The sequence below is a fragment of the Streptomyces sp. NPDC060064 genome, assembly GCF_042736455.1.
In the GTDB taxonomy this organism is placed as follows: Bacteria; Actinomycetota; Actinomycetes; order Streptomycetales; family Streptomycetaceae; genus Streptomyces.
Genome location: NZ_JBHWWF010000002.1, coordinates 294,410 through 312,718, shown reverse-complemented (window position 1 = coordinate 312,718; position 18,309 = coordinate 294,410). Strand labels below are relative to the sequence as shown.

Below are 18,309 nucleotides of genomic sequence, written 5' to 3'. Positions count from 1 at the left end.
TGGCAGGAAGTGCACGGGCTCGGTCCGGCGGCGGTACGGGCCGCCGGACCGAGCCGGAATGTGGGAGGTCGCATGTCTTCCGACCGCGCTGCCCCGCTGATCCGGGACACGATCGAGCGGTACTTCGCTCTGCTGCAGGCCCATGCGCCGGCGGAGCGGATGCGGGAGGCAGTGCTCACCGACGACTTCCGTACGGGCTTCGTCGACGGCCTGATCCGGCAGGGCGAGCAGGGACTGCGGGACTTCCTCGACGCGCGTGCCGAGTTCTTCGACGAATCCCACACCGTGGAGCAGATGTCCCGGCCCGAGCGGCTGCCCGACGGCCGCTGGCGCGCCCACACCCGGCTGGAATTCTTTCTGCGACACCGGCTCGACGGATCGCCGGTGAGCGACACATTTACCGGAAAGGCGTTCCACGTCTGGGAGTTCGCTCCACCGCGGGAGCCCGCCGATGCACCGGGTGACGGACGGTCGGCCGAGGCGCCGGACGACGCTCCGGGTGACGGGCGATCAGGTGACGGGACGGACGGCGGCCGGCGGGTCGCGGCGCAGCTGGTCGAGGGCCTCGCCGCCCTCGACGCCAACGCACGACGGCTCTTCTCACAGCCCGTCTCCGGTCTGAACCTCGACGACCGCTGACCACCGGAGGCCGACCACGGTGCACACCCTGCTGCCGGTCTCCTTCGCGCTCGGCGCGGCGCTCAGCAACGCCGTCGCCACCGTGCTGCAGCGCCGGGCGGCCCTCAGCGTGCCACGCTCCGACGGCTTCCGCGCGAGGCTGATGCTCGATCTGCTGCGGCGCCCCGTCTGGCTGGCCGGCATCCTCGCCGTCATCGCCGCCGCCGTCTGCCAGGCGGTGGCCCTGGCGACGGGGCCGCTGACGGTGGTCCAGCCCCTCTTCGTCCTCGAACTGCCGCTCACCCTGATCGTCGCCTCACTCCTGCTGCGCCGGCACCTCCCCCGCGTCGGCTGGGTCGCCGTGACCTGTGTGGTGGCGGGTCTCGGCGTCGCCCTTGCCGCCTCGTCACCCACGGGCAACCGCACCCATGTACCGCTGGACCGCTGGGTCCCCGCGCTCGCGGTGTGCATCGGAGCGGTTGTCGTGCTCGCCCTGGCGGCGCTCAGACGCCCCGAGGGCCGTGCGCGCGCGGCCTGTCTGGGCACGGCCACCGCCATCAGTTACGCGGTGACCGCGGCGCTGATGAAGGCGGCGATGCACATCCTGGACGACGAGGGGGTCGCGGCCTTCTTCACCGCCTGGCAGACCTATGCCTTCGCGGCGGTGGGCGCGGGGGCGCTCTTCCTGCTGGAGAACGCGATGCAGGCCGGCCCCCTGGTCGCCTCCCAGCCTGCGATCACCCTCGGCGACGCGACGGTGAGCATGGCCCTCGGCATCATCATCTACGAGGAACATGTCCGCTCCGGCTGGTGGCTGCTGCCGCAGCTGCTCGGCGTCCTCATGATCGCCACGGGAGTCTTCACGCTCTCCCGGATCCCGCTCACCCAGTCGCTCGTCGCCCCCGACGAGCCAGGGCGAGGTGCGGACGCTCCCTGAGAGACGCCCGAGCAGAGCGGCAACCGTTGTGCGCCCGACGGTTCATGAGCGACAGATCATGTCGGCGAGTTCCGCCGGCCGACTGAGCGCGCTGAGGTGTCCCCCGGGCATGTCCTCGACGGCGATGCCGAGCCGTTCCCCGACGATCCGGCGCTGGAACTCGATCGGGAAGAACCGGTCCTCGCGGCCCTGCACAAACCGTGTCGGCACATGCGGCCACTCCCGCAGCGGCCACGGCTGGGTGAACAGGGCCGCGGACGGCTCGGAGTCTCCCTGAGCCATCGCCTCCTCGGTCACTTCCTGCGGAACGTCGTGGAAGAAGTCGATCAGCACATCGAACTCGGGGGCCGGCCCGCGTCCTTGCCCAACCGCGTACGCCGAACGCGCGGCGGCCTGGCCCGTGTTCTCCCACCACTGCCCTGCCGTCTCGCCGTAGGCCGGCACCATGGCATTGACGAGAATCAGCTGGTCGACCGCCACCCGTTCGCAGACCAGAGGCGCGGTGAACCCGGCGAGTGACTGCGCCACGAGCACCACGCCGGCTCGGTCGCCGATCGCCCGCACCACAGCGTCCGCGTGTTCGGCGAGCCCGGCGGAACTTTCCCGAGGCAGGTCGACAGCCACCACGTCGTGTCCCCGCCGACGCAACTCCGGCACAAGGCGATGCCAGTACCAAGCACGGCCGTCAGCACCGGGGATGAGCACATACGTTGCCATGCAACCCTCCACCACCCACCCCGAACCAGAAGTAGTGAAGGACGCTACACGCCCCGCCAGGTGCCGGTCGGCGACCATCGCCACGCGTCGGCACAGTCATTTCGCCGCTCTCTCCCGGGCGTGAAGTTGTCGCATCGGACCTCTAGGCGCATGTGTTCGCGTTCGCTGATGTGCGGTCCTGTTGGTTCTGAAGCGATTTACACCTCACCGGGAGGGTGGTCCCCTTGATGCTCCGACTCCGCCGTACGTTCCGAGGACTGGCCGTGCTGGCCCTCGCCGGGGCGCTCTCCGCGCCCGTGCCGTCCGCGACTGCCGCGGCAGCCGGTGCCGCGGACCCTCCCGCCGACGTCTACCGACTGCTCGAGGATCCGGAAGCGACCGGAATCGGACAGGAGCCGGCGCACGCCGAGTTGACTCCGTACGCAAACACGGCGAGCGCGCTCGAAGGCGGCTCCGACAGCCCGTGGACCGCCTCGCTCGACGGAACCTGGAAGCTGCACATGTCCCAGCGTCCCGAGGATGTCCCCACGGGCTTCTTCCCGCCCGGGTACGACACGGCCGGGAGCGGCTGGAAGAGCGTCGAGGTCCCGCACACCTGGCAGACAGACGGTCTCGACCACCCCGTCTTCCGCAACATCCCCACCGAGATGTATCCGGACGACCCGCCTAAGGTCCCGCACGACGTCAACCCGACCGGGGCGTACGTCCGTAACTTCGAGTTGCCGGGCAGCTGGCAGAAGCGCCGGACGTTCCTGCGGTTCGAGGGTGTCACCAGCGGCTATCTGGTCTGGGTCAACGGCGCGTACGCGGGATACGACCAAGGCGGCTGCGCACCCGCCGAGTTCGACATCAGCGAGAGCGAGACCGGCACCCGGATCACGATCACCGGGAAGGGCTTCTCCTACCTCTTCGACCGCACAAGCGGTGAGCTGATCTCCATGAAGGCAGCAGGGCGCGAACTGCTGGGCACGGGACCGGAGTTGGACGCCTGGCGGCCGCCGGTCAGCAATGAGATCGGCTCGGAGGAGGGCCCCTGGCGCGAGGCCGGACTGGACCGGCTCAACACCGCGCCGGGGAAGGTCACGGTCGCCGAACGGGACGGGGCGGTCACCGTCACCGTCCCCAGCACGGCCGCCGCCCCCGGCGTCAAGGGCTCCTCCTTCACACAGACCCTGCGCTACACGGTCACGGGCACCGGAGAGATACGCATCGACCACCGCGTCGACGCCCAGGGCAAAGCCCGAACGGTGCCCTACCTTCCCCGCATCGGCCTGGCCCTGACGCTTCGGACCGCTACGACACCTTCGTCCGACGGCACAGGAGGCCTGCTGGTCTCGGGGACGCAGAACTCTCCGCGGAGTGACTCCGTACACCGGCATCGACCGGGCCGCCTATCCGTTCGCCCTGCGGAAGAACCCGAAGGGCAACACGCTGCACCTGAACCAGGCCGTCAGCGGGGTCAGCGGGGTCAGCGAAACCTTCCACACCGTGCTGCCCCAGTACCAGGTGCAGCCCGACCAGGAGTACGCGTACACACTGCGGCTGCGCCCGCTGACCGGTGCGGAGGCCCGTACCGGGACTCCGCGGCCGAACTGCGCGGGCCGTCCGGTGATCGTCAGATCGGTGACGACATTGACCGCCGTCCCCCCGTCACGATCGGCCAGCGTTCCGGTGGTGGTGGCCCGTGCCGTGCCCTGGCCCCGGACTTCCTTGCCTTGAGCGGCAAGGACGATCCGGTGTGCCGACTCGTCCTTCTCCTGGAAGGTCGCGGTGCCGCGGTAGGTCACGGTGATCGGGCCGACCCTCACCTTCACGGCTGCTCCGTTGACGGTCTCGCCGTCGACGCTGTCCACGGTGGCACCCGGCATGCACGGGGCGACCCGCTCGATGTCGAGGAGCACCCGCCACGCCGCGTCGAGGGGGACAGGGACGGTGAACGAGTTCTGCAGTTCCATGGTCTCCTCCTCACACCGGCCTCAGACGCGGACGGTGGATAGCTCCGGCTGTCTCCGCCAGCGGGCTGCCGCTGCCGCCCCAGCGCAGAGCAACGATCTCCGCCGCGATCGAGACGGCCACTTCCGCGGGCGTACGGGCGCCGAGGTCGAGGCCGATGGGCGAGCGCAGCCGCGCCAGCTCCATCTCGACGAGTCCCCTCTCCCGCAACCGCGCCAGTCGGTCCTCGTGCGTGCGACGGCTGCCCATCACGCCGATGTAGGCGGCCGGCGAGTCCAGAGCGACCTCGAGCAGTGGAACGTCGAACTTCGGGTCGTGGGTGAGCACACAGATCACGGTCCGCCCGTCGACATCCGTGTCGCGCAGATACCGGTGCGGCCAGTCGACCACCACCTCCACCCCGTCCGGGAATCGGCGGGGGTCGGCGAAGACCGGGCGCGCGTCGCACACCGTGACCCGGTAGCCGAGGAACGCGCCGATCCGGGCCACCGCGGCGGCGAAGTCGATCGCGCCGAAGACCAGCATCCTCGGTGGCGGCGCGAAGGACTGCAGGAACACGGTGACGTCGTCCTCGCGCCGCTCGCCGTGCGGGCCGTAGTGCCGCCGGCCCGTCGCTCCTTGCGCCAGCTCTCCGCGCGCGTCGGCGGTGACCGCCGCGTCGAGGCCGCTCGATCCCAGCGAGCCGGACACCGACTCGGGCCACACGGCGAGCGTGGCGCCGCGCTGGGCAGGACCGTCGATCACCGTTGCGACCACCACCGGGCGGTGCTCGGCGACGGACGCTGCGACCTCGCCGAACGAGGTGTCGACGGCGGCCGACACGGAGCGTACGAGGAGCGTGATCTCACCGCCACAGGTGAGCCCGACGGCGAACGCGTCCTCGTCGCTGTAGCCGAAGGCCTGCAGCCGTGCCTGACCGGACTCCACGACCTCCTTGGCAAGTTCGAAAACGGCCCCCTCCACACAGCCGCCGGAGACGCTGCCCACGACTTCGTCGTCCGGCCCCACCGCCATTGCCGCACCGGGGCCGCGCGGCGCACTGCGGCTGACCGCGACAACGGTGGCGAGCCCGAAGGGCGTTCCGGCCTCGTACCAGCGGCTGAGCGCAGGGAGGATCTCACGCATGGCACGCACCTCTCACCACTGCTGCCAGGCGCTCCAGAGCACCCAGGCTGTGCCCCTCGACGAACGCGTCGACGCTGGGCAGCGCCGCCGCCATACCGGCCGCGAGCGGCGCGTATCCCGGGCGTGCCTTGAGCGAGTTGGCCCACACCACCCGGTGCGCCAGTCGGTGCAGCCGCCGCATCTGAGCCGCGAGCAGCGCCGGGTCGCCACGCTCCCAACCTTCGGAGAGAGCTTGGAGCCGAAGCCTCCGCCGACGTCCGGGGCGATCACCCGCAATCTGTGCTCGGGGATTCCGGTCACCATCGACAGCGTCACCCGCGCGATGTGCGGAACCTGGGTCGATGCGTACGGGGTGCATTCGTTGGACGCGGTGGGCGGGGTGGCGACCACGGCCCTCGGCTCCATCGCGCTCCTGCCCTCCCAGAGATGCGGGCAGGGAGTATCTGCCGTTTTGCTCTGATATACGCAACTCTAGACCGGGCTCCGGCGACGCGCGAGATCTTGGTCTGCCGCCGCTGGACACCGGAGGCGGGACCTTCGTTACGCCGTGGGCTGACCCTCTTCCCTCAAGGACGCAGCGGCGTAATCTGAATTACATGATTACAAACGAGCAGGAACAGGCGCTGCGCGGTTGGTTCGCCGGGCGGCTGCCGGAAGGACTCTTCGCCGAACTCCTGGACGTCACCGTGGACCGTGAGGAGATCACGGTCATCGGCCGGATCCCCGAGCCCGACCTCGCCGCGGAGGCATCCGAGGTGGAACGCGAGGCTTCCCTGGACGGGCGCATCTCGGAGTTCCGGGAACGCACCCGCGATGAACGCATCGGGGTCGCGCGCGAGGCCGAGCACCGGTTCGGGCGCAAGGTCTCGTGGGGCGTGGAGTGCGGTGGCAAGCGCGCCATGTACACCACGGTGTCCGCGCCGGTGATGACGCGACTGCGCCAGCCCGAGCGTCAGACGCTCGACACCCTGATCGCCGGCGGCGTCGCCCGAAGCCGCAGTGAAGCCCTCTCCTGGTGCGTCCGCCTGGTGCAGCGCAACGCGGACACGTGGCTGAGCGACCTGCGCGACTCCCTCGAACACGTTCAGCAGGTGCGAGCGCAGGGCCCGGACGCCGAATAGCCCCAACCGCTGCCCCCAGCCGCCGGCCCGGGCTGTCGGGATACGGTCCGGCCCGCACTCTCAGGACCGCGGCGCCGGTTGTCCGGTGCTGGGCCCGGCCGCGGCCGTCAACGGCAGGTCGCCGCCACCCCTGCCCTCGAATCCTGTCGCCCGCGCGCACGCGGAGCCCCAGGATCAGTTCACTCACGAGAAGTTCGCCGAGTGCCTCCCGTGGCGCTATGACGCCCGGCCGGAAATGAGGGTCCGTCGACCACCCGACGGGCCCTCACCGCAACCAAAACCCCGCACAGTCGGGGCCGGTTCGCGCAGCCCAGGACGATCCGCGACGCACTCGCACTCGCACTGCCGGGCGGTAGCCGTCCGGCAGTGCGCCACAGGCCGCGGCGCGGCACGACCGGGACGCCGCGCTGCCTCTCCTTCCGCGATTTCCGCGCACGCCCGCCCGTGCACGCCCGTCGGCGCACACCCGCCCGCGGTAACGGCCCCTTCAGGCTCCGGGCGCCGTAGGCCACCGGCGGCTTTCCTCTCCCCAGTGACGGCGCAAGCCTTCCGACTGCCTCGACACACCACCTTGCTAGAGCCCGTCATTAGAGTTACAGTCTCTAACTAGAGCAAGTGTCCATAACCTACAGAAGAGACGGAAGACGCCATGTCTGCTGCTGCATACGACCTCCACGCAGTACTCGGCTCAGGGCCTGCGGGCACCGCACTCGCCCAGGAGCTGGTGCGCCGCGGTCACGCGGTTCGCCTCGTCGACCGCAAGGCCGACGGACCGGCAGTCACGGGTGTGGAGCGGTACGCCGCCGACGTCAGCACCGCCGAGGGAGCCAGGGCCGCCGTCGCCGGTGCCGCCGTCGTCTACCACTGCGTCAATGTCGGCTATCACCTGCAGGTCGAGGTGATGCCCCGCATCCAGGAAGCTGTCCTGGGCGCGGTGGAAGCCGGCGGCGCGCGGCTGGTCGTGCTCGACACCCTCTACCCGTACGGCGAGACCGGCGGCGCGGTGATGACCGAGGACACTCCGTGGAAGGCGACGACCCGCAAGGGCCGTATGCGCGCCGATCTCGACGAGAAGTACCTCGCCGCCCACCGCGCCGGCCGCGCCCGTACGGTCCTGGGCCGCTCCGCCGACTTCGTGGGCCCCGGCGTGGTCAACTCCACCCTCGGCGGCGCCGTCTTCCCCGGAGCGCTGACCAGCGGCGAGATCCTGGGCCTGGGCGACATCGATCTGCCCCACAGCTACACGTACATCGATGACGTCGCCGCGGGCCTGGCCACACTGGGCGAACGCCCGGAAGGCGACGGCCGCGTCTGGCACCTGCCCACCGCGCCCGCCCTCACCACCCGCCAGATCCACGCCATGATCGAAGAGCGCGTCGAGCGGCCCTTGAGTGCAATGATCCTCGACGAGGCCCGCCCCTTCGGCCCCTTCGACGAGGTGTTCATGGCCGAGTACGCCGAGATGTTCTACCAGCACACCGAGCCCCAGATCGTGGACTCGTCGGCCTTCGAGGAGACCTTCGGATTGCACCACACACCGCTCAGCGAGGCACTGGACGCCACCCTCGCGTGGTACAGCGAGTGACTCACCCGACAGTGACCGCAGTGCCGCGGGCGCCCACACGAGAGCTCTGCCTTTCGCGGCCGTCAGGCCCAGCAGGGAAAAACCACCCGCCGACAAGATCATCAGGCCATGGACGGATGCTGATCTTACGACCCGCTCTTGACGCGGCCGACGACAAGCCTGATCGCGCTGATCGTCAGGTCAGGATCATGGATCTGCACATAGTGATCGCTTCCCGTGGCCAGGAAATGAGGGGTCTGCGGCCCCAGATCCACCAGAGCCTGCTGAACTTTCGGCCAGGCCCGCTCAAGACTTGTCAGGAGAGACTTCGGGGTGCGGGGCGGAACAGCGAAGGGCTTCGCCTTGCTGAGAACCGCGAGGGGTACATCCGGAATCGGTTGCGCTCCGGTAACTGCTTCAATTGCGCCGTCGACGTCAATGGTCTCGAAGCCACGTTTTGCGTCGAAGGCTGTACCTGGATGGTTGAGCAACTCCAGGTAGGCAGTCCAGTCCTTGCCAAAGAACGGCTTCATGTTCGTTCCGAACGCGTCGACGAAGACAAGTCCGGCTGTCTGCTTCGGATGGCTCTGGGCGTACAACCGCGTAACCATTCCTCCGAAGGAATGACCGACGAGCAGGTACGGGCCGGGGACTTTCGCCGCGGTCAGCAGCTTGTTGAGATCACTGACCATGCCAGTCAAGGAGCGCGCCCCGGTCACGGGCGTGCTGCGGTCGGTGAGTGTGGGGGGCTCCGTGTACCGGATGGTTCCGGGCCGGTCGTATTCACAAACACGGGTGAACATTGCGACACCGGGGAAGACGGCCGGGGACTTCGGCACGGGCGGCCGTGTATCGGTCACGTTCCAGGTGTCCGACGAGTCGTGGATTCCGGATTCCAGAATGACCGTGGGGCTTCCGCTTCCCTTGCAGTGCAGATAGATATTGCGACCGCCGCCTACATCGACCTGACCGGAAAACTCCTTGGCCGCCGGCGTAGGGGCGCGGGCGGCTGCGGCGCTCGTCTCGACCGGGGTGCGGTCGCACCCCGACAATGCCATCAGTGCTGCCGCAGCCAACGCAATGGTGAAGACCGGTAGGCATGTGCGCATCAAACACTCCAGCGTCAATGTGGCTGCCAAGCCCGGCGGGAATACTTAGTTGCGGACGGGCGCGAGAATCCGGCGCTCGAAGGCCTTGAACGCCGCCTCCTGCCGCCATTCCACCGCTGCCTTCGCGTTCGCCGCGAGGAACGCCGCACAGCGCGGTCCCGGTGCGCGCAGCCCGGGACGATCCGCGACGCACTCGCGCACGGGGCGGTAGCCGTCCGGGGTGCGCCACAGGCTGCGGCCCGGCAGGAACGCGTAGTCGAGCGAGGCGCGCGCCAGGTCCTTCAGTTCCCTGTAGGACAGGTCGTACGAGCGGGCCGCGCGGAGGTACTCGTCGCTGATGGTGATCCGGGAGACGCCCGCGTCATCCGTGGCCAGCACGACCGGGACGCCGCGCTGCCGGTAGAGCGGGAAGGGATGTTCGGGACCCGAGACCCCGAGGATCTGGTCGTTGCTGCTGAGCGGGACCTCCACGGCGACACGACGGGCGGCCATCGTCTGCAGCAGTTCGTCGGCCCTGTCCTCGTGCCGGACGTCGACACCGTGGCCGATGCGCTCCGCATGGGCGACGTTCACCGCCTCGGCGATATGGAAGCGCAGGTCTTCGGGCTTGACCAGACCGGGCGCCAGTTCACCTGCGTGCAGGGTGATGTGCGCCCGGGGATAGACACGGTGCAGATGGCCGAGCATGCGCATGTGCAGGCTGTAGTCCCGCAGCGATACGGCCCCGTCCTCCGGCTGCACCAGGTTCACCGCGGCGAACCGCGGGTCGCGTTCGGCCAGTTCCATGGCCAGCACCATCTGCGTGAAAACCCGCTCGGGAGCGCTGTTCCGCGAGACCTGGGAGATGAATCGGAACGGCACCGCGCAGCCCGGATCCGGCTTCGCACTGTCGCAGTGGGCGGTGGCACGGAACTCCGCGAGGCCCTGATCGGCTTCGGTCTGCGCCTGCCGCACGACCCGGTCCATGGCGCCGTCGGCCAGCAGCTTCTCGTGCAGCCGCGACAGGTTTGCGTCGTAGCCGACCCGGTCGGCGAGCTCCCTGGCGCCCTGACTGTTCGGAGTGATCATCAGCTCTTGGTAGAACTGGTTCTGCTTGGCCACCGTGTTGGACACCTCGGCCAGCAGCTTCCCGGGATGCCGCCAGGTCGCCTCGCCGAACTTGCCGAAGGTGGCGAAGAAATGGTCGTGCCCGGACTCCTCGCCCGGCGTGAAGTCCTGCATCGACCAGGCGCGCAGGACCTGCTGCCGGAATCCCGCATCGGTACCCATCTCGGCGGCGGGCCGACTGTTTGCCGGGCACGGCGGGGGCAGAGCCCGCTGAGTGACGTTCTCGATACACAGACCATCCGCCACGGCCAGGTCCATCAGCAGCTCGGTCGATACCGCACCGGACAGATGGCTGTGCAGATCGCCACCCTTGGGCAGTGCACGGAAGAACGAAGCCAGCTCCTCCGACCGGTCACGGATGCTGTCCAGATACACCGACACGCGCCGCTCGGCCACCGAGGACGGGTACCCGCCGGCGTCAACAGCAGCGGCGTCAACAGCAGCGGCGTCGGCCGCAGGCTGTGCGGCGAGCAGGGCCGCCGCCAGGGGCAGCAGAACTGAGGCGCGGCGCTTCAGCGCGACATGGCACATCCCGTTGATCATGCTGGCATCGTGGCCAGCCCCGCCTCCATCAGATGCGGTGACAGGCCGTGATCACCTGAAAGAACGAAAGTCGGTCGGTCGACCGAGAGCTGATAGCCGCTCAGGCACGACTGGGGCCGGCCGGTACGTACCGCGCCCGGAGACCGGCAGTTCATACGTCGGAAGTCCTTGGCGGCTTCACGTCGCCTTCCACCCACCCGGCTCGCAGCCGAAAGAGGCAGTGGCCGTGTACGGGCAGCCGTGCGCGTGACCCCACCGGGCGTGCCGCGGACGGCAGTTCCCGCAGGCGCCGGTCAGGAGATCGGCAGGACCATTTCAGGCCGGTCCCACATCACCGCGGGTGGATTCGCGCTCACCGTGCCGATCCGGTTCGCTCCCACACTGCGATAGAAGCCCTCCGCCGGCGGATGCGAGACGATACGGACACTGGAGAGCCCGGCGCTGCGCGCTTCGCCGACCATGTGCTCGATCAGCTGCCTGCCGATCCCCAGTCCCTGTGCGGCATCGGCGACGAACATCAGGTCGAGTTCCGGCGGCGACAGTACGAGGGCGTAGAAGCCGAGCACTCTCTCGTCATCGCCGACGGCGAGGAATACCCGGTGGGTCTCGATGTAGTCGGGTCCCACCCGGTATCCGGCGATCATCGGCGCGTACGGGCCCTCGTACGCACGGGAGTTACGCACCAGCCGCGTAAGCCGCTTCGCGTCCCGGGCGGTTGCCCGCCTGATCAGTACGACCTCTCTGACTGCCCGGCTGCCCATTCCGGTCACCCCTGGATGAACAGGCGGAAGGGCCGGCCGGCCGGGTCCGGGAGAACGCGCGCGTCGTCCTGCGGCTGGACTTCGGCCGGGCTCGCGCCTGCGGCGGCCGCGTGGATGTCCTGGGGCCGCACGAGGTCGCGACGGGCCCTCAGACAGTCGCCCGGTCGGCTGTTCGTGGTCATGCCACCACGGTAATCGGCCGCCGTGCGTGAGCCTCACCCTGCCGCCACCAGGGTTCGCGGGGCCCTGGTCACCCCGCCCACCTGCAGATTCACCCATGTCCATGGAACCCCGTTGCATACACATGCATGCACGCATATATTGCAGTCGTGCAATCATCAGCGGAGCGCAACCACCTGGAGTATCTGATGGACACCACCCACGGCCGGCACGCGATCTCCACCGTCATCGCCGCCCTCGTCGAGGCCTGGCGCCTGCACGACGCCGACGCCTACGGCGAGTTGTTCACCGCCGACGCGACCTACACCACCTTCCTCGGCACCCACTACCGGGGCCGCAGCGACATCACCGAAAGCCACCGCACCCTGTTCTCCGGCTTCGTCAAGGGCACCCGGCTCGCCGACGAGATCCTGGACATCCGCTTCTTCGGGCCCGACACCGCCGTGGTCACCGGCCGCGGCGACACCTACAGGGGCAAGCAGCCGAAGAAGCTCAGCAAGGTCCAGACGTACACCATGGTCCGTGAGGCAGACGGCCAGTGGCGTATCGCCGCCTTCCAGAACACCAAGTCCAAACCGCTCATGGAGAACATCTCGTTCAGGGTCGCCCCCGGGCTCGTGCCCGCTGCCCAGCAGTGAGCGCCGAGCAGCAGGCGGCGCACGAGGACGCCCCGACCGGCCTGGTGCAGACTCCTGATCGCCATGGCGGGCGGCAAGTGGGCCGCCCCGGCTCCACCGGCCTGCCCATGAGCTCCACCGACCTGCACACCACGCTGTCCGTACGGGGGAATGCTCACCATGTCCACTGCACGCTTCGGTCGTCGTCGCCTGTTGCTGAGCGTGGGGGGTGCGGCACTGCTGGCCGGCGCGGGCTGGGCCACCAACTGGCTTGTGGCGTACAACAGACACGAACTCAGCAATGCCGGCACGCTCGACTTCACACGCCGGCTGAAAATCCCTCCGCTCCTCGACCCGTCCCCGTCCGGCGACGGGAGCAAGCGGTACGACCTCACACTCGCCCCGGGCCGCACCGAACTCCTCCCCGGGAAGAAGACCGACACCTGGGGAGCGAACGGCAGTTACCTCGCCCCCACCTTGCGCGCCCGCCGCGGCGACAAGGTGACCATGAACGTACGCAACAACCTGCCCGAGCCCACCACCCTGCATTGGCACGGCATGCATCTGCCCGCCTCGACGGACGGCGGCCCGCACCAGACGATCAACGCCGACGCGACCTGGCGGCCGTAGTGGACCGTGCGGCAGCCCGCCTCCACCCTCTGGTACCACCCGCACCCGCACGGCTCCACCGGCTCGCACGTGTACCGCGGGGTCGCCGGGATGATCATCCTTGACGACGAGGAGTCGGACCGTAACGGCCTGCCGTCCGCGTACGGAATCGACGACATACCCCTGGTGATCCAGGACAAGAACTTCCACGACGACGGATCGCTCGACTTCAGCGAGACCAGCCTCAGCGACGACATCGCCGCCGTCGACAACATGGGCGTGCTCGGGGACACCATCCTGGTCAACGGCACCTACGATCCGTACTTCGAGGTCACCACACGCCGCGTACGCCTCCGGCTGCTCAACGGCTCCAATGCGCGGATCTACCAGCTCGGTTTCCCCGGCGACCGGAGCTTCCATCTCGTCGCCACCGACAACGGCGTACTCAAACGCCCGCAGGCGCTCACCCGGCTTCGGCTCGCCCCCGGCGAACGGGCCGAGATCGTCGTCGAGTTCAAGCCCGGCGAGGAGGCCGTGCTGCACAGCTTCAAGCCGGACCTGGGCATCGGCTTCCCCGACAGGCGCTTCGTGGGCGGGGACGACTCCTTCGACATCATCGCGCTGCGCGCCGCCGCCACCCTGAAGGACTCCCCCGAGCTGCCCACGCAGATCGCCGGTGCCCCGGCGGCGATCGAGGTCCCCGGCTCCGCCAAGAAGAGGAAGTTCACGTTCGTCGGTATCCAGATCAACGGCAAGACCATGGACATGAACCGGGTCGACGAAGTGGTGACGGCCGGAGCCACCGAGATCTGGGAGATCGAGCGCGGCGACGGCTGGCTGCACGCCTTCCACCTGCACGGCGCCACGTTCAACGTACTCGAGGTGAACGGCGGGGAACCGCCCGCCCATATGCGGGGCCCCAAGGACACCGCATTCCTGCCGGTCACGGGCACGATCAAGCTCGCGGTCCGGTTCGACACCCTCACCGACGACAAGACGCCGTACATGTACCACTGCCATGTCCTGCGGCACGAAGACCAGGGCATGATGGGCCAGTTCCTGGTCGTCGAGCCGGGCGAGGAGGGCAACGTCAGCACCACCCTCACCGGCGGCTCCGCCTCGCACCACGCGCACGGCCCCCAGCAGGAGGAGTCTCCGGGATGACCCACGAGGCCGTCGGCGTCAGCTTCCCCGGTGGACGGACACTGCGCAGCATCGCCTGCGATCTGTAAACCAGGACCGCGCGTGCCGCGCGACACTCGGGCCGCGTGTGACGGGAGGGGGTCTGGCGCCGGGCGCGCGCACGCGGTGGAATGTGCGCGCGCTTCCCGCGTGATCGTCACTTCCCGGGCCCTGGAGGCACGATGGCGAGACCCACTGTTGTCCGTGCGGTACGGAGGCTGGGCGTCACGGCCATCGCCGCCTCGTTGCTGGCGGCGCTGCCCGCCCCCGTCGCGCAGGCGGACGATCCGGCTCTGAGGATCGTCGACAACCGGACGCAGCCCGTCTTCTCCCGCGCCGACGCGGTGTTACAGCAGGTGGACATCGAGACGGCGACGGACAGCGACGGTGACGGCAGGCGCGACACCGTCCGGATGCGGATCCTGCGGCCCAAGGAGACCGATGCGGGGCTCAAGGTCGCCACGATCATCGAGGCGAGCCCGTACTGGGCGGGCGGCAACGACGTACCCAATCACGGTGTCGATCTCGACGAGGACGGGCTGCCGGTCGCCGCTGCGCTGCGGCCGCACCGGAACCGGCCGGCGCTGACCGGACCCTCGGTGCCCTGGGGCGGGTACTACGACAACTACTTCCTGCCGCGCGGCTACGCGGTCGCGCAGCTCGACAGCGTCGGCACCGGCGGCTCGACCGGCTGCCCGACCTCCGGCGGGCGCAACGAGACGCTCGGCGCGAAGGCTGCCGTCGACTGGCTGAACGGCCGCGCGAAGGGCTGGGACCTGAATGGACAGCCGGTCGGCGCGGCCTGGTCGACGGGCAATGCGGCGATGATGGGCATCTCGTACAACGGCACTCTGCCAACGGCCGTGGCGACCACCGGCGTTGAGGGTTTGAAGGCGATCGTTCCGATCTCCGGGATCTCCTCCTGGTACGACTACTACCGGGCCAACGGCGGCGTCGTGGCGCCGGGCGGCTACCAGGGAGAGGACACCGATGTACTCGCCAAGTACGTGTACAGCCGCGCCGACCGCGAAATCTGCAAGCCGGTCCTGGACCGGCTGACGGCGGAACAGGACCGGGTGACCGGTGACTGGAGCCCGTTCTGGCAAGAGCGTGACTACCTCAAGGACATCGGGAGGATCAAAGCCGGGGTCTTCGTCGTGCACGGCCTCAACGACTGGAATGTGAAGACCAAGAACGCCGGGCAGCTGTGGGAGGCACTGAAGAAGAACCATGTGCCACGCAAGTTGTGGCTGCACCAAGGAGGTCACATCAACCCGATGCCGCTGCGGATGGAGGAGTGGCTGAGCCAGGTGCACCAGTGGTTCGACTACTGGCTCTACGGCCTGGACAACGGTGCGCTGGACGCGCCGCCGGTCGACGTCGAGCAGGCGGACTTCAGCTGGCGCCAACAGTCCGACTGGCCGGCGCGCGGCACGCGTGATGTGACCCTGCAGCTGAATGCGGACGGCCTGTCGCCGCTGCCGAGTTGGCCGGTGAAGCAGTCGTTGTCGGACGCGGGCCGTACGGTCACGGCGGAGCAACTCGTCACCGATCCGGACGGGAAGAACGCGAACCGTCTCGCGTACGCCACCGGCCCACTGGCGAGGGACGTGCGGGTCAACGGCGTGCCCGAGGTGTCAGTGCGCGCCTCGCTGGCCGGCACATCGCCCTATGTGACGGCGCTGCTCGTCGACTACGGCACCGACACCCGCGCTACGGCCGGGACGCTCACGGACACGTCGCAGGAGGTCTGTTACGGCGAGGGGATCCCAGGCGACACGGGCTGCGCGTACCGGACGAAGCACCGTAGCGAGACCGCCGATTTCAAGATCGTGTCGCGCGGCTGGCTGGACGCCCGCAACCGCGACTCCATCGCACGCCAGGACAAGGTGGTGGAGGGACGCGAGTACCGGCTGGAGTGGGGAATGCAGCCGCAGGACTACGTCTTCAAGAAGGGGCACCGGCTGGGCGTGGTGCTGATCTCGACGGACTACGACTACACGCTCCGCTACCCGGCCGGGACCCGGATGACGGTACGGACCGGGGTCAGCAGCGTGACCTTGCCGGTCGCGCGGTAGCAGCCGCTGGGGCCTGCCTCGCGGCGGCGGGCCGGCCGAGAGTGCCCGGCTCGCCGCCGCGGCCCGGTGTTCGTCACCCACCGCCGCCCTGGCCCCGGCAAGGTCGTCTCGCCGCGCGATGTGTGCCCGGACAGCGGGCCGGTCCGGCTGTCGTACGGGCAGGCCCCCGCGCTGCTGGATCAGCGTCCGCCGGGCAGGGCATCGGCTGGGACCCGCACGAGTGGAGGCACTCCGGCCTGACCCACCTCGGGGAGGCCCGAGCGAGCCTGCTGATGCTCATGGCCAGGTCGAGGCACGCAAGCCGGAAACGTGAAGCGGTACTTCAAGCCGTCACCGGACACCATCGCGGAGGTCACCAGCCTGCCGGCACCCGGGGGCGCCCGGCGCTGAGCGGTCGTATTCGCCGTTGACGGCCGGGACGCCGCCCGCGCCTCCGAGGCGCCCCGACAGGCCGGACTGCTGATGGTGGCCCTAGCTCTGCGGGACGTCCTTGACGAACACGATGCCGTCGCTGTCCGCCAGGTGGGCCGGGTCGAGCGGGGCGTAGCCGAACCAGGGGGATACGCGGGGCGCGGGCCGCGTGTCGCCGAAGACGGTGGCCAGCCGCGGGGCGTCGACGACGCAGCGGTCCTCCGGGAGCGCGTACAGGAGTCCTTCGACGGTGTCCGGCGGCGGCGTGTCCACTCCCTGGTGCCGGATCGTGCCGAGGGCCGTGGCCACGAAGGCGTACTCCTCGCCGAGCTGCGCGCTCACCAGCGCACCGGCGCTCCACCACTCCAGCGGCATCCCGCCCATCCGCATCGAGCTCTTGGCCCGTTGGAGATGGGCGTTCTGGGCGTGGACCAGCGCCGGGCCCCGTTCGGCGACGGCGAGGAGGTTGTGGGCCATCATCTGGTCCCGGACGCCCACCAGCCGGGTCATGCGGGCCGGTGAGGTGTCGGCCATGCAGTGGTGGTAGCGCAGCAGGCCGGTCGCGGTGCGCCCGTACAGGCGCGCCCGGTCCCAGTCGTGCCGCGAGGTCGTCACGAGCAGGTGCGGCGTCTGCTGGTCGAGCAGAGCCACCAGATCGTCGGCGAGCAGCCGCAGTTGGCCGGCCTCGGCCGACTGCCCCGTGGACTGGGACGGGTCCATCATCGCGGCGGGATTGGTCCACCGGTCGTCGGTGCCGAGCAGGCGGTCGAGTGTGTCCGCGGTGCAGGGGAGCAGGTCCGCGTCCACCCGGGCCGCGAGGTAGCCGTGGAGTGCGGTGAGGGCCTGCCGGGGGCTCGCCGCGTGGGTGATCTCCAGCGGGCCGTCGAAACCGGCGAAGCGGAGCCACCCGGACGCGGGCCGGCCGTCGTTGTCGGCACGGACGTTGTGGGCGCGCATCCAGCGCACGAGCTCGCGGTTGGCCGCGGAGGTGCCCCAGCCGTGGCTGATTCCCTGCTTCATGACTTCGTCGAGGGTGCCCGTGCCCGAGGTGACGTAGTCGTCGACGACCAGGCCCATCATGCAGTCGCTCTCGATCGCGATCGTCCGGTAGCCCTCCTGCTCGACAAGCTGCCGGAAGAGCTCGTTGCGCAGGTCGAGCAGAGCGTCCTCGCCGTGGGTGGGCTCGCCCAGGGCGAGCAGCCGCGGCCGGGCCGGAAGAAGGTTCATGACGGCGGCGGCCTCGACGGTATGGGCGGTGTCCTTGATGTCAGTAGCCATGCCTTCAACGGTATCGTTGAACCTTCGGTTGAAACTTTTCCGCGATATCCTCAGTACCGTGGGACGAAACCTTCAAAACGGCGGGCAGCTCAGGCCGATCGACCTGGCGCGCGGGCACGGTCTGTCCACGCAGGCCATCAGGAACTACGAGGAGGCCGGCATCCTTCCGGCCGCCGGTCGCACACCCCACGGTTACCGCACCTATACCCCGCTGCACGCGCGGGCCCTGGGCGCGTTTCTCGCCCTGGTGCCCGGCCACAGCCACCAGACGGCGACGTCGATCATGCGGGCCGTGAACCAGGGCGCGGTCGAATGGGCGGGGCCCCCAAAAGGCCACCACCAACGCCCCCCAAACAGAGACCCCCGGACACACCCAGCCAGGGGGGAACGCCCCCCCGG

16 protein-coding genes and 5 pseudogenes are annotated in these 18,309 nt (G+C 69.4%); 11 read left to right on the top strand and 10 right to left on the bottom strand.

The window, feature by feature from the left end:
* Positions 1–72 precede the first annotated feature (72 nt).
* Positions 73–639: a hypothetical protein gene (locus ACFWDI_RS03665; protein ID WP_385301091.1), complete on the top strand. Its 567-nt coding sequence runs from the start codon at positions 73–75 to the stop codon at positions 637–639.
* Between the two features lie 19 nt (positions 640–658).
* A complete protein-coding gene (locus tag ACFWDI_RS03660) occupies positions 659–1,555 on the top strand; it encodes a DMT family transporter (protein WP_385301090.1) in 897 nt (298 codons plus the stop codon).
* Between the two features lie 42 nt (positions 1,556–1,597).
* Here ACFWDI_RS03660 and ACFWDI_RS03655 read toward each other — a convergent pair whose 3' ends face one another.
* Entirely contained in the window at positions 1,598–2,272 is a 675-nt protein-coding gene (locus ACFWDI_RS03655; RefSeq protein WP_385301089.1) for an alpha/beta fold hydrolase, read from the bottom strand.
* 227 nt (positions 2,273–2,499) lie between these two features.
* On the opposite strand from ACFWDI_RS03655, the pseudogene ACFWDI_RS03650 reads away from it, so the two are divergent.
* Positions 2,500–3,507: pseudogene (locus tag ACFWDI_RS03650) on the top strand (sugar-binding domain-containing protein); the annotation flags it as partial.
* 156 nt (positions 3,508–3,663) lie between these two features.
* On the opposite strand, the gene ACFWDI_RS03645 reads toward ACFWDI_RS03650, so the two are convergent.
* The 4 genes and pseudogenes from ACFWDI_RS03645 to ACFWDI_RS03630 all read right to left on the bottom strand — a co-directional run.
* Positions 3,664–4,227: an SRPBCC family protein gene (locus ACFWDI_RS03645; protein ID WP_385301232.1), complete on the bottom strand. Its 564-nt coding sequence runs from the start codon at positions 4,225–4,227 to the stop codon at positions 3,664–3,666.
* 10 nt (positions 4,228–4,237) lie between these two features.
* Positions 4,238–5,350 carry an XdhC family protein gene (locus ACFWDI_RS03640; protein WP_385301088.1) on the bottom strand — a complete coding sequence of 371 codons (1,113 nt, stop codon included), beginning with the start codon at positions 5,348–5,350 and terminating at the stop codon, positions 4,238–4,240.
* Positions 5,343–5,579, bottom strand: a pseudogene (locus ACFWDI_RS03635) (VWA domain-containing protein); the annotation flags it as partial. The pseudogene ACFWDI_RS03635 and the gene ACFWDI_RS03640, both read right to left, overlap by 8 nt.
* Positions 5,579–5,761, bottom strand: a pseudogene (locus ACFWDI_RS03630) (molybdopterin cofactor-binding domain-containing protein); the annotation flags it as partial. The pseudogenes ACFWDI_RS03635 and ACFWDI_RS03630, both read right to left, overlap by 1 nt.
* Before the next feature lie 185 nt (positions 5,762–5,946).
* On the opposite strand from ACFWDI_RS03630, the gene ACFWDI_RS03625 reads away from it, so the two are divergent.
* Together ACFWDI_RS03625 and ACFWDI_RS03620 are read left to right on the top strand one after the other, a co-directional pair.
* Positions 5,947–6,471, top strand: coding sequence for a hypothetical protein (locus ACFWDI_RS03625; protein ID WP_385301087.1), 525 nt, complete (start codon positions 5,947–5,949; stop codon positions 6,469–6,471).
* Positions 6,472–7,120: 649 nt separating this feature from the next.
* On the top strand, positions 7,121–8,056 hold the full coding sequence (locus ACFWDI_RS03620) for an NAD-dependent epimerase/dehydratase family protein (protein WP_385301085.1): 936 nt from the start codon (positions 7,121–7,123) through the stop codon (positions 8,054–8,056).
* A gap of 125 nt (positions 8,057–8,181) precedes the next feature.
* Here the strand turns inward: ACFWDI_RS03620 and ACFWDI_RS03615 are convergent, their stop codons facing one another.
* The 4 genes from ACFWDI_RS03615 to ACFWDI_RS03600 form a co-directional block, all read right to left on the bottom strand.
* A complete protein-coding gene (locus ACFWDI_RS03615; RefSeq protein WP_385301083.1) occupies positions 8,182–9,174 on the bottom strand; it encodes an alpha/beta fold hydrolase in 993 nt (330 codons plus the stop codon).
* 15 nt (positions 9,175–9,189) lie between these two features.
* The gene (locus ACFWDI_RS03610) at positions 9,190–10,794 is read right to left on the bottom strand and encodes an adenosine deaminase (protein ID WP_385301082.1); all 1,605 of its coding nucleotides are present in this window, start codon (positions 10,792–10,794) and stop codon (positions 9,190–9,192) included.
* Positions 10,795–11,087: 293 nt separating this feature from the next.
* Complete coding sequence (locus ACFWDI_RS03605) at positions 11,088–11,555, bottom strand: GNAT family N-acetyltransferase (protein ID WP_385301081.1); 468 nt, start codon at positions 11,553–11,555, stop codon at positions 11,088–11,090.
* 5 nt (positions 11,556–11,560) lie between these two features.
* The gene (locus tag ACFWDI_RS03600) at positions 11,561–11,737 is read right to left on the bottom strand and encodes a hypothetical protein (protein WP_385301080.1); all 177 of its coding nucleotides are present in this window, start codon (positions 11,735–11,737) and stop codon (positions 11,561–11,563) included.
* Between the two features lie 147 nt (positions 11,738–11,884).
* On the opposite strand from ACFWDI_RS03600, the gene ACFWDI_RS03595 reads away from it, so the two are divergent.
* From ACFWDI_RS03595 to ACFWDI_RS03575, 5 genes and pseudogenes are all read left to right on the top strand, one after another.
* Positions 11,885–12,373: an SgcJ/EcaC family oxidoreductase gene (locus tag ACFWDI_RS03595; protein WP_385301078.1), complete on the top strand. Its 489-nt coding sequence runs from the start codon at positions 11,885–11,887 to the stop codon at positions 12,371–12,373.
* Between the two features lie 150 nt (positions 12,374–12,523).
* A pseudogene (locus tag ACFWDI_RS03590) lies at positions 12,524–13,084 on the top strand (multicopper oxidase domain-containing protein); the annotation flags it as partial.
* Positions 13,073–14,125 carry a multicopper oxidase family protein gene (locus ACFWDI_RS03585; RefSeq protein WP_385301231.1) on the top strand — a complete coding sequence of 351 codons (1,053 nt, stop codon included), beginning with the start codon at positions 13,073–13,075 and terminating at the stop codon, positions 14,123–14,125. The pseudogene ACFWDI_RS03590 and the gene ACFWDI_RS03585, both read left to right, overlap by 12 nt.
* Before the next feature lie 200 nt (positions 14,126–14,325).
* Positions 14,326–16,221, top strand: coding sequence for a Xaa-Pro dipeptidyl-peptidase (locus tag ACFWDI_RS03580; RefSeq protein WP_385301077.1), 1,896 nt, complete (start codon positions 14,326–14,328; stop codon positions 16,219–16,221).
* Between the two features lie 51 nt (positions 16,222–16,272).
* Positions 16,273–16,611, top strand: a pseudogene (locus ACFWDI_RS03575) (site-specific integrase); the annotation flags it as partial.
* A gap of 81 nt (positions 16,612–16,692) precedes the next feature.
* Here ACFWDI_RS03575 and ACFWDI_RS03570 read toward each other — a convergent pair.
* Positions 16,693–17,910 (bottom strand): erythromycin esterase family protein, encoded by a 1,218-nt coding sequence (locus ACFWDI_RS03570; protein ID WP_385301076.1) that lies wholly within the window; start codon positions 17,908–17,910, stop codon positions 16,693–16,695.
* 58 nt (positions 17,911–17,968) lie between these two features.
* On the opposite strand from ACFWDI_RS03570, the gene ACFWDI_RS03565 reads away from it, so the two are divergent.
* On the top strand, positions 17,969–18,309 hold a 341-nt coding region (locus tag ACFWDI_RS03565), incomplete at its 3' end, for a MerR family DNA-binding transcriptional regulator (protein ID WP_385301075.1).